The organism is Sandaracinobacter neustonicus (genome assembly GCF_006385875.1).
GTDB lineage: Bacteria > Pseudomonadota > Alphaproteobacteria > Sphingomonadales > Sphingomonadaceae > Sandaracinobacteroides > Sandaracinobacteroides neustonicus.
The window spans coordinates 296,809-309,880 of the sequence record NZ_VFSU01000034.1 but is presented as its reverse complement, the minus strand read 5'-3'; the positions used below and the strand labels follow the sequence as shown (position 1 = coordinate 309,880).

General features: G+C 65.7%; 14 protein-coding genes. 3 read left to right on the top strand and 11 right to left on the bottom strand.

All coding sequences use genetic code 11. From position 1 onward, the window contains the following. Positions 1–21: 21 nt before the first annotated feature. From FJQ54_RS16720 to rpmH, 10 genes are all read right to left on the bottom strand, one after another. Positions 22–1,041, bottom strand: coding sequence for an NAD-dependent epimerase/dehydratase family protein (locus tag FJQ54_RS16720; RefSeq protein ID WP_140929542.1), 1,020 nt, complete (start codon positions 1,039–1,041; stop codon positions 22–24). Between the two features lie 63 nt (positions 1,042–1,104). Continuing rightward, on the bottom strand, positions 1,105–2,049 hold the full coding sequence (locus tag FJQ54_RS16715) for an electron transfer flavoprotein subunit alpha/FixB family protein (RefSeq protein WP_140929541.1): 945 nt from the start codon (positions 2,047–2,049) through the stop codon (positions 1,105–1,107). Then, positions 2,046–2,795 carry an electron transfer flavoprotein subunit beta/FixA family protein gene (locus FJQ54_RS16710; RefSeq protein ID WP_140929540.1) on the bottom strand — a complete coding sequence of 250 codons (750 nt, stop codon included), beginning with the start codon at positions 2,793–2,795 and terminating at the stop codon, positions 2,046–2,048. The genes FJQ54_RS16715 and FJQ54_RS16710 overlap by 4 nt, the downstream gene beginning before the upstream one ends. Positions 2,796–3,271: 476 nt before the next feature. Next, complete coding sequence (locus FJQ54_RS16705; protein ID WP_140929539.1) at positions 3,272–4,687, bottom strand: NAD(P)H-dependent flavin oxidoreductase; 1,416 nt, start codon at positions 4,685–4,687, stop codon at positions 3,272–3,274. A gap of 58 nt (positions 4,688–4,745) precedes the next feature. Continuing rightward, positions 4,746–5,744, bottom strand: coding sequence for a methyltransferase (locus FJQ54_RS16700; protein WP_140929538.1), 999 nt, complete (start codon positions 5,742–5,744; stop codon positions 4,746–4,748). A 14-nt stretch (positions 5,745–5,758) separates the two neighbouring features. Beyond that, the gene (gene yihA, locus FJQ54_RS16695; RefSeq protein WP_140929537.1) at positions 5,759–6,403 is read right to left on the bottom strand and encodes a ribosome biogenesis GTP-binding protein YihA/YsxC; all 645 of its coding nucleotides are present in this window, start codon (positions 6,401–6,403) and stop codon (positions 5,759–5,761) included. Beyond that, positions 6,400–8,103 carry a membrane protein insertase YidC gene (gene yidC, locus FJQ54_RS16690; protein ID WP_140929536.1) on the bottom strand — a complete coding sequence of 568 codons (1,704 nt, stop codon included), beginning with the start codon at positions 8,101–8,103 and terminating at the stop codon, positions 6,400–6,402. Before yidC ends, yihA begins: the two co-directional genes overlap by 4 nt. A 10-nt stretch (positions 8,104–8,113) precedes the next feature. Then, positions 8,114–8,392: a membrane protein insertion efficiency factor YidD gene (gene yidD, locus FJQ54_RS16685; protein ID WP_140929535.1), complete on the bottom strand. Its 279-nt coding sequence runs from the start codon at positions 8,390–8,392 to the stop codon at positions 8,114–8,116. Then, positions 8,389–8,787 carry a ribonuclease P protein component gene (gene rnpA, locus FJQ54_RS16680; protein ID WP_140929534.1) on the bottom strand — a complete coding sequence of 133 codons (399 nt, stop codon included), beginning with the start codon at positions 8,785–8,787 and terminating at the stop codon, positions 8,389–8,391. Before rnpA ends, yidD begins: the two co-directional genes overlap by 4 nt. A gap of 33 nt (positions 8,788–8,820) precedes the next feature. Further along, positions 8,821–8,955: a 50S ribosomal protein L34 gene (rpmH, locus tag FJQ54_RS16675; protein WP_140929533.1), complete on the bottom strand. Its 135-nt coding sequence runs from the start codon at positions 8,953–8,955 to the stop codon at positions 8,821–8,823. Between the two features lie 162 nt (positions 8,956–9,117). Here rpmH and FJQ54_RS16670 point away from each other — a divergent pair, with 162 nt between their 5' ends. The 3 genes from FJQ54_RS16670 to FJQ54_RS16660 are packed head-to-tail and all read left to right on the top strand — an operon-like array spanning position 9,118 to position 11,929. Further along, the gene (locus tag FJQ54_RS16670) at positions 9,118–10,266 is read left to right on the top strand and encodes an acyl-CoA dehydrogenase family protein (RefSeq protein WP_140929532.1); all 1,149 of its coding nucleotides are present in this window, start codon (positions 9,118–9,120) and stop codon (positions 10,264–10,266) included. Between the two features lie 39 nt (positions 10,267–10,305). Beyond that, on the top strand, positions 10,306–11,190 hold the full coding sequence (locus tag FJQ54_RS16665; RefSeq protein WP_140929531.1) for an isoaspartyl peptidase/L-asparaginase family protein: 885 nt from the start codon (positions 10,306–10,308) through the stop codon (positions 11,188–11,190). A 25-nt stretch (positions 11,191–11,215) separates the two neighbouring features. Then, positions 11,216–11,929: a TetR/AcrR family transcriptional regulator gene (locus FJQ54_RS16660; RefSeq protein WP_207790450.1), complete on the top strand. Its 714-nt coding sequence runs from the start codon at positions 11,216–11,218 to the stop codon at positions 11,927–11,929. 10 nt (positions 11,930–11,939) lie between these two features. Here the strand turns inward: FJQ54_RS16660 and FJQ54_RS16655 are convergent, their stop codons facing one another. After that, complete coding sequence (locus FJQ54_RS16655; protein WP_140929529.1) at positions 11,940–13,031, bottom strand: PQQ-dependent sugar dehydrogenase; 1,092 nt, start codon at positions 13,029–13,031, stop codon at positions 11,940–11,942. Positions 13,032–13,072 lie beyond the last annotated feature (41 nt).

Sequence of the window (13,072 nt, the reverse complement as noted above, 5' to 3'; positions counted from 1 at the left end):
AGGGCGGGGTTAGCGCCGGAGTCACACCTTCACAATCCCTGCGTCAATCAGGCTATTCGCGGCATCAGCAAGGCTGTCTGCCGACGCGCGGAACCGGATGCCCAGCCGCGCCTTGGCATGGGCCGAACTCAGCGCCCGACGGCGTCCCAGTTCCGATGCCACGAAGCGCAGCGGCGGGCTGAACAGGCTGGCCAGCCGCACGACGAAATCGGGCAGACGGCGGCTGGGCACCTTGGCCGCGCGCGGCCCCAGCCGCGCTTTCAGCAGGGCGGCGATCTCGTCCAACCACAGGAATTCGTCGCCGGCGACGATGAAGCGCTCGCCGTCGATCCCCGGCACCGTCAGCGCCTTCACATGCGCATCCGCCACCTCGCGCACGTCGACGATGGAAAAGCCCACATGCGGCAGGCCGGGCATGGAGCCGTCGATCAGCCGCTTCACCACTTCCAGAGAGGCGGAGAAATCGGGGCCAAGCACCGGCCCCAGCACCATGCCGGGGTTGATGGTGGCAAACTCCATCCCCGCGCCGTTCGCCGCCATCCAGTCCCGCGCGGCGCGTTCGGCGATGGTCTTGGATTTCGCATAGGCCCCGGTGGTGGGCGAGGCGAGGTCGGTCCAGTCCGCCTCGGTATAGAGTTTGTCCGTCTTGCCATGGCCATAGGTGATGGCCGCCACGCTGCTCGTCAGCACCACCCGGCCGACGCCCGCCGCTTTCGCCGCCGCCAGCGCCCGCAAAGCCCCCTCGCGCGCGGGCCGGATCAGATCATCCTCATGCGTCGGCACGCCCGCCAGCACCGGGGAGGCGATGTGCAGCAGGTGCGTGCAACCGGCGGCAGCCTCCGCCCAGCCCGAATCCGACAGCAGATCCACTGCAACCAGCGGCAACTCCGCCGCCGAAACCCCCAGCGTCGCGCGCACCTCGTCCGCGCGGGCAAGGTTGCGGATGCTGCCGCGAACCTGCCAGCCCTCCGCCAGCAACTGCCGGATGGTGAACCCGGCGATATAGCCGGACGCCCCCGTCACAAGCACCGTTCCAGACATGCAAAGGCTCCCCCGGATAGTTCCGGGGGAGCCTATTGCCTTGGCACAGCGCCGTCGAGAGGCTCAGAGCTTCGAAGTCAGCTCCGGCACCAGCGTGAACAGATCGCCCACAAGGCCGTAATCCGCCACCTGGAAGATGGGGGCTTCTTCATCCTTGTTGATCGCCACGATCACCTTGGAATCCTTCATGCCCGCCAGATGCTGGATCGCCCCCGAAATGCCGATGGCGACATAAAGTTCCGGCGCGACGATCTTGCCCGTCTGCCCCACCTGATAGTCGTTCGGCACATAACCGGCATCCACCGCCGCGCGTGACGCGCCAACGGCTGCACCCAGCTTGTCGGCCAGCGGGTCGATATATTGGGTGAAGGCTTCGCCAGACCCCAGCGCCCGGCCACCGGAGACGATGATCTTCGCGCCCGTCAGTTCCGGCCGCGCGGAAACCGTCAGTTCCGCACCCTTGAAGCTGGACAGCCCGGCGTCGCCGCTGCCCGAAACCGCTTCGACAGCCGCCGAACCGCCGGTGGCGGCCGCCTTGGGGAAGGCGGTGCCGCGAACCGTGATCACCTTCTTCGCATCGGCCGATTTCACGGTCGCGATGGCGTTCCCGGCATAGATCGGCCGGGTGAAGGTGTCGGCCGCTTCGACAGACAGGATTTCGGAAATCTGCGCCACATCGGCCAGCGCCGCCACGCGCGGGGCGATGTTCTTGCCCCGCGACGTGGCCGGGGCCACCAGCGCATCATAACCGGCCAGCAGCCCGGCGATTAGCGGCGCGACATTCTCGGCCAGCGCGTCACCATAGGCGGCATCGTCGGCCAGCAACACCTTGGCCACGCCGTCGATCTTCGCGGCGGCATCGGCAGCGGCTTGCGCGCCCTTGCCCGCCACCAGCACATGCACGTCGCCACCGGCGAACCCGGCCAGCGCCTTGGCAGCCGTCACCGCGTTCAGCGTCGCGTCCTTCAAAGACGCATTGTCATGTTCGGCAAGAACCAGAACGCTCATGCGATCACTCCCGAATTCTTCAGCTTCTCGATCAGTTCGTCGACAGTCTTCACCTTGATGCCCGCGCTGCGCTTGGGCGGCTCGGTCACTTTCAGCGTCGTCAGGCGCGGCGTCACGTCCACGCCATAATCGGCGGGCGTCTTGTTCGCGATCGGCTTCGCCTTGGCCTTCATGATGTTCGGCAGGCTGGCATAGCGCGGCTCGTTCAGGCGAAGGTCGGTTGTCACCACGGCCGGCAGCTTCAGCTCGACGGTTTCAAGCCCGCCGTCGATTTCGCGCGTGACAGACACGGTGTCGGCAGTCGGCTCCACCTTGGAGGCGAAGGTGCCCTGCCCCCAGCCCAGCAGCGCGGCCAGCATCTGCCCGGTCTGGTTGGCGTCGTCGTCGATCGCCTGCTTGCCAAGGATCACCAGGCCGGGCGCTTCCTCGGCCACGATCTTGGCCAGCAGCTTCGCAACCGCGAGGCTTTCCGTCGGGCCGTCGGTCGTCACGAGAATGCCGCGGTCCGCGCCCATCGCCAGCGCCGTGCGCAGCGTTTCCTGCGCCTGCGCCGGGCCGACGGACACGACGACGACTTCCGTCGCCACACCCTTTTCCTTCAGCCGAACCGCTTCCTCGACGGAAATCTCGTCGAAGGGGTTCATGCTCATCTTCACATTGGCAAGTTCGACGCCGGATTGGTCGGGCTTCACCCGCACCTTCACATTGGCATCAACCACCCGCTTTACGGGCACGAGAATTTTCATGGGCAGATCGCTCCCCGGTCACATGAATTTGCGCGGAACCCATGGGGAAGGCTGCGGCACGAGTCAACGCGCAGTGCGCCCTTCCGTTGCGGCAGGCTGTCATCGATGAGAGGCGCGGGCGGTGGATCGCTGGTCTCACGGCATCCGCAAACGCGGCGTCAGCCCGGACTTGATCCGGGGTCCAGCTTTTCTGTTCCCACGTTGCCGAATAACAGCTGGCCCCCGGATCAAGTCCGGGGTGACGGTTGTGGGTGTGGGGAGGGTGATGGGTTTGGCCCGGCGTTGCTCCCCCCTCTCCAACTCTCCCCCCAGCGGGGGGAGAGGGCTGGGTTGCGCCGCAGGCAATCGAATCCGATCATCCGCACGGCGCTTGAGTTCAGGCACAACGCCAACTTTGAGGGTGCAGGGACATCATGTCCCTGCCGGGTGGAGGGCAGAGCCCTCCCCGCCGGAGGCGAACCCCCAGCGCCCCCGCGTCAATCCCCCGTCTGGATCCGATCCACCAGCTGCTTCACCGTCGGCACGAAGCCGTTTGAATAGAAGGGGTCGGTCTTGAAGTTGAACGCTGCGTGGCCGGCGAACATCAGCTCGTTCTCCGGGTCTGCGCCGTGGGCGATATCCTGCAGGGTTTTCTGGATGCAGAAGCTGCGCGGATCGGCGAGGTAGCCGGTGGTGTGATCGTCATGATCCTTCCACGCACTGAACGAGCAGTGGGACAGGCAGCCCATGCAATCGGCCTGATCCTTGCGGATCACCTTCGATTCCGCCGCGCTGACGAACACCAAAGTATTGTCCGGCGTTTTCAGCGCGGTATCATAGCCCGCGCCGTTCCATTCGCGCGCGTGGTTCAGATCGTCCCGCGTCACATAATAGGTCTTGCGGCCCACGCCGACGTCCAGCGTGTATTGATGATCCCCGGCTGCCTCGGTGCTGAAGGCGATCTGCCGTTGTGATCGCCCTTCAAGGTTGCGCAGGAACGTGTTCCGCACCGCGCTGGAATAAAAGCCGGTGGGGGAGAATTTGTGCAGCAGGATATCCCCTTCCTCCAGCGTCGGCAGGCGCGCCTTCCAGCCTTCGGGGATGGGGCTTTCCTTCGTCAGCAGCGGGCGGGTGCCGAACTGGAAGCTGATCGCGCCCAATTCCGGGTTGTCGATCCAGTCCGCCCAGTCGCGCAGATACCAGACGCCGCCTGCCATCACGATCGGCACGCTGTCGGGGATGCCACCTTCGCGCATCACTTCGCGCAGTTCCTTCACGCGGGGGTAAGGGTCTTGCGGCTGCCTTGGGTCTTCCGCGTTGGACAAGCCATTGTGTCCGCCCGCCAGCCATGGGTCTTCATACACCACCGCGCCCAGCCATTCGCTGGCCTTGGAATAGGCCCGCTTCCACAACGCCCGGAACGCCCGGCCGGAGGAGATGATCGGGTAATAATAAACCTGATGCCGTGCGGCGATTTCAGACAGCTTATAGGGCATGCCCGCGCCGCAGGTCACGCCGTGCAGCATGCCCTTGGTCTGGCTCAGCACGCCCTCCAATATCCGCTGCGCGCCGCCCATTTCCCACAGCACGTTGATGTTCAGCGCGCCGCGACCGGCCCGGATTTCGTCGCCCGCGATATCGAAGGCGCGGCGCACCTGCTCCACCGCGCCGCTGATGCCATAGGCGACCAGCTCTTCATGCCGCCCCTCGCGGGTGCGGCTGTGATAGATTTGCGGGATGATGTCGCCATTCTCGTCCGTGCTGTCGGCGTTCACGCCGGAAACGGTGCCGATCCCGCCCGCCTTCGCCCACGCCCCGGCCGAGGCATGGTTCGTGGCGGACACACCCTTGCCGCCTTCCACAAGCGGCAGGAACGTCTGCCCGCCAACGGTGAATGCACTCAGAGCCTTCAATTCAATCTCCCCTTAAGGCTTTCGGCCTTTTAACAGCAATTCAGCAACCAGCCGCGCCTTATTTCGCGGCCATCAGGCCTGCCGTCACAATCGAAACCGGCGATTGCGTGGGCGTCACCCCCTGCATGGCCCAGCCCGCTTCCGCCAGCAACGCGGCATAGCCCGCCGCGTCGCGCTCTTCGCCGCCGGTCGTCGCCAGCATCACCATGTCCAGCGAGAATCCGGGGTGCGGCACCGGCACGGGCGGCAACACCATCTCCACCAGCAGCAGCCGCGCATGGGCGGGTGCCGCCGCCCGCACGGCCCGCAGGATGGCCAGTGCGCGCGGCTTGTCCCAATCATGGATCACATTGGCCAGCAGATAGGCGTCTGCCACCGGCAGATCGTCCGCGAAGAAATCCAGCCCCGCCGTCTGCATGCGGGGATGCGGCAGCGCGCCCGCCACCACTTGCGGCTGATCCAGCAGCAGCCCCTGCAGGGCGGGGTGACGATCCAGCAGCGCGCAGAGAAAATGCCCGCGCCCCCCGCCCACATCCGCCAGCAGGGATACACCTTCCAGATCGAGCACCGGAGTCACGCCCGCGATCTCCGCATGGGATTTCGCCAGCATCGCTGCATCGAACTGCGCGCTTTCCGCCGGGTTGCGGCGGAAATGCCCCCACAGCCCGCCTTCAAACAGTTGTTCCGCCGGGCAATGCCCATGGCGCGCGCCATCGGCCATCGCACCGGCAGACAACCAGTTCGCCTCGCTGCCCAGCATGCCCACGAAATCCGCCAGCGTCTGCGGGTGCGCGCGGCGCAGCCGGTCAGACGCGGGGCTGTGCGCCCAGCCTTCGGGCGTGCGGGTGAAGATCCCGCGCGTTTCCAGCGCACGCAGGATGCGCTCCACGGCACCGGCATCCGCCCCCACCGTCGCGGCGATGGCCGTGGCGCTCAACGGCTGATCGGCAATGGCATCTGCCAGCCCCAGTTCGGCCGCCACATGCAGCGCGCGGCTGATGAAATAGTCCCCGGCCAATCCCAGAACACGGGCTTCAGGCGGCAGATCAGGCTGCATTCCCCGGCTTCCTTTCAGGCAAAGGCGGCGGCCACCACGGCTGCGCGCAGGTCGGCAATTCCGTCTTTCGTCTCGCTGCTGGTGGGGATCAGCAGCGGGTGGGCGGCGGGGTGCTTGCGCGCCTCCTCCGCCACCTGCGCCGAAACCACCGCGAGCGCCGTCGGCTTGATCTTGTCCGCCTTGGTCAGCACGATCTGGTAGCTGACGGCCGCCTTGTCCAGAAGCGCCATGATCTCCCGGTCCACCGGCTTCAGCCCGTGGCGGCTGTCCACCAGCACCAGCACCCGCTTCAGCGTGGGGCGGCCACGCAGATAATCATTCACCAGATGCGCCCATTGCCGCACCATGTCTTTCGGCGCTTCGGCATAACCATAACCGGGCATGTCCACCAGCCGAAGCACCGGCGGATCACCCACCAGAAACAGGTTCAGTTCCTGCGTGCGGCCGGGCGTGTTAGAGGTGCGCGCCAGCCCGTTGCGCCCCGTTAAAGCGTTCATCAGGCTGGATTTTCCCACGTTGGAGCGCCCGGCGAAGGCGATCTCCGGCAGGTCTGCATCCGGCAGGAACTGCAGCTTCGGCGCAGACAGCTGGAATTCCACCGGCCCGGCGAACAGCCGCCGGGCTTCCTCCATCAGGTCGGCCTGTTCGGCGTCCGTCATTTGGTCGCCGCCGGGGCCGGCGCGGGGGCCGGATATTTCTTCAGCAGAATCCACTGCTGCAGGATGGAAACAAGGTTGTTCACGATCCAGTAGATCTGAAGGCCCGCCGCGAACGGGGCCATCATGAACATGAAGATCCACGGCATGAAGGCGAACACCTTGGCCTGAATCTCGTCCATCGGCTGCGGGTTCAGCTTGAACTGCGCCCACATCGTCACGCCCAGGATGATCGGCAGGATGCCCAGATGCAGGAAGGGCGGCAGATCGAACGGCAGCAGCCCGAACAGGTTCAGCGGCGTCAACGGATCGGGCGCGGCCAGATCCTTGATCCACAGGAATGCGGGCTGGTGGCGCATTTCCACCGTGATCAGCAGGGTTTTATACAAGGCATAGAAGATCGGAATCTGCAGCAGAATGGGCAGGCAGCCCGCCAGCGGGTTGATCTTTTCCTTCTTGTACAGCTCCATCAGCTCGAATTGCTGCTTCTGCTTGTCGTCCTTATATTTTTCCTGAATTTCCTTCATCTTCGGCGCGAAGATGCGCATCTTGGCCATGCTGGCATATTGTTTGTTGGCAATGGGGAACAGCACGGCGCGCACGATCAGCGTCAGCCCCACGATGGCCAGCGCATAATTGCCCAGATGCCCATAGAGCCACGCCAGCAGCCCGAAGATCGGCTGGGCGATGAACCAGAACCAGCCCCAGGCCAGCGCCCGGTCGAACAGCGGCACGCCCAGTTCGTCGCGCACCTGATTCAACAGCCGCACTTCTTTCGCACCCGCGAACAGGTGGCTGGTGGTGATGGCGGCTTCGCCTGTGTTCACGGTGGCGGGGGCTTTCAGCCAGTCCACCTGATAACGCTCGGCGTCGGCGGCGGTGAAGCGCGCTTCGATCGCCGCCTGCTGATCCGGGATCAGCGCCGCCAGCCAATGCTTGTCGGTGATGCCCAGCCAGCCGCCCTTGGAATTGATTGTCTGCGGGCCCTTGTCGCGCAGCTTGTCGTAATCGATGTCGCCTTCCAGCAGCTTGCCGTCCAGCACAGCGATGGGGCCGACATGCAGGTTGATGCCATTCTTGTCCGGCCCGCGCCCCGTGCGGTTCACATAGCCAAAGGCGCGCAGCGAAACCGGCGCGGCAGAGGCGTTCGCCACCCGCTGCTCAACGGTGAACAGGAAATTCGCGTCAACGGAAACGATCTGCTGGAAGATCAGCCCTTGCGGGCTGCGCCAGCTGAGCGTCACGGGCTTGCCCACAGAAAGCGTGGCGGCATTCGCCGTCCACTCAGCGTCCGCAGGCGGCGCGCCCGGCCCCACCCAGCCGTAACCGGCGAAATAGGCGTCTTTCGAACCCGAAGGTGAGAACAGCCGGATCGGCTTGGAAGGCGGCAGGCTGACGAGATGGTCTTTCAGCACCAGATCGTCGAAGCGCGCGCCCGTGAGGTTGATGGAGCCTTCCAGCCGCGGCGTTTCGATCCGCACCCGTGCGCCCACCGCCGCCAGCGTGTCGGCCGAAGGGGCCACCACCGGCACATTGGCGGCAGCGCCGGGCAGCACCGGCCCGCCGCCCGCCGCAGCCGTCGCCGTTGCGGCGGGCGGCGTCTTGGGCGCGGGAAACAGCCGTTCAGACGCGAACGTCCAGCCGAACAGCACCAGTGCCGACAGCACGACGGCAAGGATCAGGTTGCGGTTTTCCTGGGTCACTGGCTCAGGCTCACTCTTCCCGGATGGCCGGGCGCTGTGCCCGGCGGAACAAATGGAACTGGTCTGGAACCGGATCGTGGCCCGATCCGCCCCAGGGGTGGCAACGGCCGATCCGGTGGACTGTCAGCCACAATCCGGCCAGCAGCCCGTGCCGCTTTAGGGCCTCGATCCCGTAATGGGAACAGCTGGGCGAAAATCGGCAGCTCGGCCCCAGCAAGGGGGAGAGCGTGAGCTGATACAGCCGGATCAGCCCGGCGATGGCGCGGGCGGGCAGTTCGGCCAGCTTCATGCCGCCGCCACCTTCTTCTGCGCCTTTTCCAGCGCCTTCACCGTCATCGCCAGCAACTCCTCGAACGGAAGCTCGGCCTCCTGCGGCCGCGCGATGAAGATATGATCGGCAGACGGAACCGCCAGCCCCGGCATCGCCAGCCGTGCCACTTCGCGCAACCGCCGCTTCGCCCGGTTGCGGGCAACCGCATTGCCGATGCGCTTCGTCACCGTAAACCCGGCGCGCGGCACGCCCAGCGCGGTGGGCTTCACCAGCAGGATGAAGGGCGGCATCGGCACGCGAATGCCGGAATTGGCGGCCAGAAAATCCCGCCGCACCTTGATTCGGGCGATGGAGATTGGGGCAAAAGGAAACGCGGCCGGGGTCAGCCCAGCCGCGTGTCGATCATCCGTCATGAAAGATGTCCGGCAGAAGCCGGGCAACTCGGCTCAGGCCGAGAGAACCTTGCGGCCGCGCGAACGACGGCGGGCCAGCACCTTGCGACCACCAACAGTCGACATGCGGGCGCGGAAGCCGTGGCGGCGCGCACGGACGAGCTTGGAAGGTTGGTAGGTGCGCTTCATCGGATCAGCCTTAAAAGAACGGAATAGCATGCAGCCAGCGGAAAACCGCCGACAAGAGCGCGCGCCATAGCGAAGACGACCGCCAAGGTCAACGCCGCACGCGCCCGAAACCTGTGACTGCTGTGGGTGCATCGGCGGCGCAAATATGTCTAAGGCAGCCATATGACCCAGTTTGATCTCACGGAAGACCAGATCTTCATCCAGGACACCGCGCGCCGCTTCACGGCCGCCGAAATCACCCCGCATGCCGCGCGCTGGGATGAGGAGCATCACTTCCCGCGCGAAACGATTCGCAAGGCGGCAGAGCTCGGCTTCGGCGCCATCTATGTGCGCGAAGAGTCGGGCGGCATCGGCCTCGGCCGCCTCGAATCGGCGCTCATCATGGAGGCGATGGCCTATGGCTGCCCCTCCACCTCGGCCTTCATCTCCATCCACAACATGGCCAGCTGGATGATCGACAGCTTCGGCAGTGAAACGGTGCGGCAGAAATATCTGCCCAGCCTGATCCCGATGGATATCATCGCCAGCTATTGCCTGACCGAACCCGGGGCGGGCTCTGACGCGGCGGCGCTGAAAACCAGCGCCGTGAAGGATGGCGGCGATTATATCGTCACCGGCTCCAAGGCCTTCATCTCAGGCGGCGGCGCGAACGACCTGTATGTCACCATGGTCCGCACCGGCGGCGACGGCGCGGGCGGCATCTCCTGCCTCGCCATCGAGAAGGACATGCCCGGCGTCTCCTTCGGCGCGAACGAGCGCAAGCTCGGCTGGCGCAGCCAACCCACCGCGCAGGTGCATTTCGACGGCGTGCGCGTGCCCGCGGAAAACCTGATCGGCGAAGAAGGGCAAGGCTTCCGCATCGCCATGGCGGGGCTGGATGGCGGGCGGCTGAACATCGGGGCCTGCTCGCTGGGCGGGGCGCAGCGCGCCATCGACGAAACGCTGACCTATGTTCGGGATCGCCGCCAGTTCGGCAAGGCCATCGCCGATTTTCAGGCCACCCAGTTCACGCTGGCCGATATGGAAACGGAATTGCAGGCCGCCCGGGCGCTGCTCTACCTCGCTGCCGCCAAGGTGACGGCGGGCGCGCCGGACAAGACGAAGTTCGCCGCCATGGCCAAGCGCTTCGCCACCGATACCGGCTCCGCCGTGGTGGACCGCGCGCTGCAACTGCATGGCGGCTATGGCTATCTGATGGATTATCCAATCGAAAAATTGTGGCGGGATCTGCGTGTGCACCGCATTCTGGAAGGCACGAATGAAGTCATGCGCATGATTACGGCACGGGAGCTGCTAAAAGCTGCCAACTGAGCCTTGCGCAGGCACGGCCGTTGGCGCTAGCCCTGTGCCATGACATCCCGCTGGGCCATCGCGCTGCATGGGGGGGCCGGGGTAACCCCCGGTCGCGACTACCGCCCCGTTGAGGCGCATCTCGGCGAACTGGTCTCCGCAGCCGAAGCCCGGCTGGCTGAAGGCGCGTCCGCGCTGGATACGGTGGAATGGGCCGTCGCCGAACTGGAGGCTTCCGGCCTTTACACCGCAGGTCGTGGCTCCCCGCCGAACCGCGCCGGAGAGGTGGAGTTCGACGCCAGCATCATGGACGGCCCCAGCCGCCGCGCAGGGGCCGTCGCTGCCATTCAGGATGTGCGTAGCCCCATCCACGCTGCCCGCGCGGTGATGGAACGCACCCCGCATGTGCTGCTGGCGGGCGCCGGGGCCACCGCCTTCGCCCGCGATATCGGCCTGCCCGCAATCGGCAACGACCGGGATTACTTCCGGCTGGCGATCGGCGTGGAGCCTGAAGATCTGGATGTTCCGGCGGATGCGTTGGGCCATGGCACGGTGGGCGCGGTGGCGCTGGATCGCGAAGGCCGCCTTGCCGCCGCCACCTCCACCGGCGGCATCTATGGCAAGCGCCCCGGCCGGGTGGGGGATACGCCGCTGCCCGGCGCGGGCACATGGGCGGATGATCTGTGCGCCATCAGCTGCACCGGCGTTGGGGAACATTTCATCCGCGCGGGCGGTGCAGGCGATGTGGCGGCGCAACTTCGCTATGGCGACATCCAGCTTGGAACAGCCGCAGAAACCATGCTGCAGCGCGTAAAATCCTTCGGCGGAAATGGCGGCCTGATCGCGCTCGATCACACCGGATCGGAAATATTCGCATGGAATTCATCTGGCTTGAAGCGCGCCGCATACGGCTCGCATATTAGGCGGATGGTCGCTATAGATTGAATTTCCTTCTGCTTGGGGGGCTGTATTGCGTAACGAACCGAAAAATTTTCTGGAATCCGTCCCCGATCCAACCGCGTTGACCGGCAACGAGCTGGCCAAAAGCAGAAGCACGCGCCGACGGATATTGGACGCCGCACGGGATATCCTGGCCACGCAGGGCTATTCGCGCTTTTCCACTCTGGCGGTGGCGGAGCGGGCCGGGCTCACCCGCCCGGCGATGCTCTATCATTTCGGATCGCGGCTGGAACTGGTGAAGGCCACCGTCCACCATCTGGCCCGGCAGCGGATCGAAGTCTTCGAAGCCGCGCTGGCAGACATCAGTATCGAGCCGGGCTACAAGGGGCAGGCGGTCCGCGCCGCGCTGGTGGATACGCTGTGGAACCAATTGCAAGGCCCGGATTTCGCCGCCTTCACCGAACTGGTCGCCGCCGCCCGGACAGACTCGGAACTGCGGTCGATCACCAGCCCGGTGCTGGTCGCGTTCGATGAAAGCCGCCGCGCCGCCGCCGAACGGGTGCTACCCGAAGGCAGCTACGATCCGGAGGATTTCCAGCTCTCGCGCGACATCGTGCATTATCTGCTGGAAGGGGTGCTTCAGCAGGACAGCATTGCCGCCAACCGCGAAAGGCGGCTGGCCGCGATCCGGCATTTCCTGAAAATGCTGGTCGCCAGCACGCCGGGCGCCGAGTTTCTGCAAGCCGTCACGGCGGACTGGAAGGCGAACAACCCGCCCGCCTGACGGCCGCGTTTTAGCGGCTGATGCGCAGCACCTTGCCCTTGTCGTCGTCGGTGGTCACCCAGATCGCCCCGTCGGGTGCCACCCGCACATCGCGAATCCGCTCGCCGATGGAACGGAACAGGCTTTCCTGCCCCAGCACCTTGCCCTCGGGCGAAAGCCGCACGCGCCGAACCTCCTTGTCCACCAGCGCCCCCACCAGCAGATCGCCGTTCCATTCCGGGAACATCGCCCCGCGATAGACTGCCAGCCCTGACGGCGCGATGGACGGCACCCACACCACCAGTCCGTCCTCCATCCCCGGATAGCGGCGATAGGGCGAAACGGTCGCGCCGGAATAATCCAGCCCCATGGTGGCGACAGGCCAGCCGTAATTCTTGCCCGGCCGGATCACATTCACCTCGTCACCGCCGCGCGGGCCATGCTCATGCTCGAACAACAGGCCGCGAACCGGATCGAACGCCAGCCCCTGCGGGTTGCGATGGCCCCGGCTGTAAATAGTGCCCAGAGCCGCCGAATCGGTGAGGAAGGGGTTGTCCTGCGGCACTTTCCCGTCCGTCGTGATGCGCATCACCTTGCCCAGCGGGCTGTCCAGCCGCTGCGCCTGCTCGCGGAAATCGAAGCCGTCGCCGGTGGTGAAGGCCAAAGTCCCGTCCGGCAGAAAGGCCATCCGCCCGCCGAAATGCACATTGCCGCGTTTCAGCGGAGTCGCGGTGTAGATCGGCGTCACCTCCAGCAGGCTATTGCCCACCAGCTTCGCCCGCGCGATTCGCGTGCCATTGGCGGATCGCGTGCCATGGGCATAGCTCAGGTAGATGATGCCATTTTGCTGAAAGCCCGGATCGGCCACCACGTCGAACAGCCCGCCCTGCCCGTCGTTGAACACGGGCGGCACACCGCTCACCCGGCTCATGCGCAGGCCCTCCAGCCGGTGCAGCCCGCCGTTGCGCTCCGTCACCAGCACGCCGCCGCCCGGCAGGAAAGCGATGCTCCACGGGTGATTCAGCCCCGTCGCCACCAGTTCCACGCGCGGCTCCACGGCGGCCGCCACCGGCCCGGCAACCAGCATGGCCAACGCCACGGACAGAGCCTTCAGCACATGCATATCCACTCTCCCGTCCCGCCGATTTCTCCGCTAGACTTGCC

Excerpts from the sequence above, each read along its gene's own strand:
- yidD (WP_140929535.1), bottom strand. The coding sequence starts at position 8,392 with ATGAAGCTGGCCGAACTGCCCGCCCGCGCCATCGCCGGGCTGATCCGG.
- FJQ54_RS16665 (WP_140929531.1), top strand. The coding sequence starts at position 10,306 with ATGACATCCCGCTGGGCCATCGCGCTGCATGGGGGGGCCGGGGTAACC.
- rnpA (WP_140929534.1), bottom strand. The coding sequence starts at position 8,787 with ATGACGGATGATCGACACGCGGCTGGGCTGACCCCGGCCGCGTTTCCT.
- yihA (WP_140929537.1), bottom strand. The coding sequence starts at position 6,403 with ATGACGGACGCCGAACAGGCCGACCTGATGGAGGAAGCCCGGCGGCTG.
- rpmH (WP_140929533.1), bottom strand. The coding sequence starts at position 8,955 with ATGAAGCGCACCTACCAACCTTCCAAGCTCGTCCGTGCGCGCCGCCAC.
- FJQ54_RS16655 (WP_140929529.1), bottom strand. The coding sequence starts at position 13,031 with ATGCATGTGCTGAAGGCTCTGTCCGTGGCGTTGGCCATGCTGGTTGCC.
- FJQ54_RS16700 (WP_140929538.1), bottom strand. The coding sequence starts at position 5,744 with ATGCAGCCTGATCTGCCGCCTGAAGCCCGTGTTCTGGGATTGGCCGGG.
- FJQ54_RS16670 (WP_140929532.1), top strand. The coding sequence starts at position 9,118 with ATGACCCAGTTTGATCTCACGGAAGACCAGATCTTCATCCAGGACACC.
- FJQ54_RS16710 (WP_140929540.1), bottom strand. The coding sequence starts at position 2,795 with ATGAAAATTCTCGTGCCCGTAAAGCGGGTGGTTGATGCCAATGTGAAG.
- FJQ54_RS16720 (WP_140929542.1), bottom strand. The coding sequence starts at position 1,041 with ATGTCTGGAACGGTGCTTGTGACGGGGGCGTCCGGCTATATCGCCGGG.
- FJQ54_RS16715 (WP_140929541.1), bottom strand. The coding sequence starts at position 2,049 with ATGAGCGTTCTGGTTCTTGCCGAACATGACAATGCGTCTTTGAAGGAC.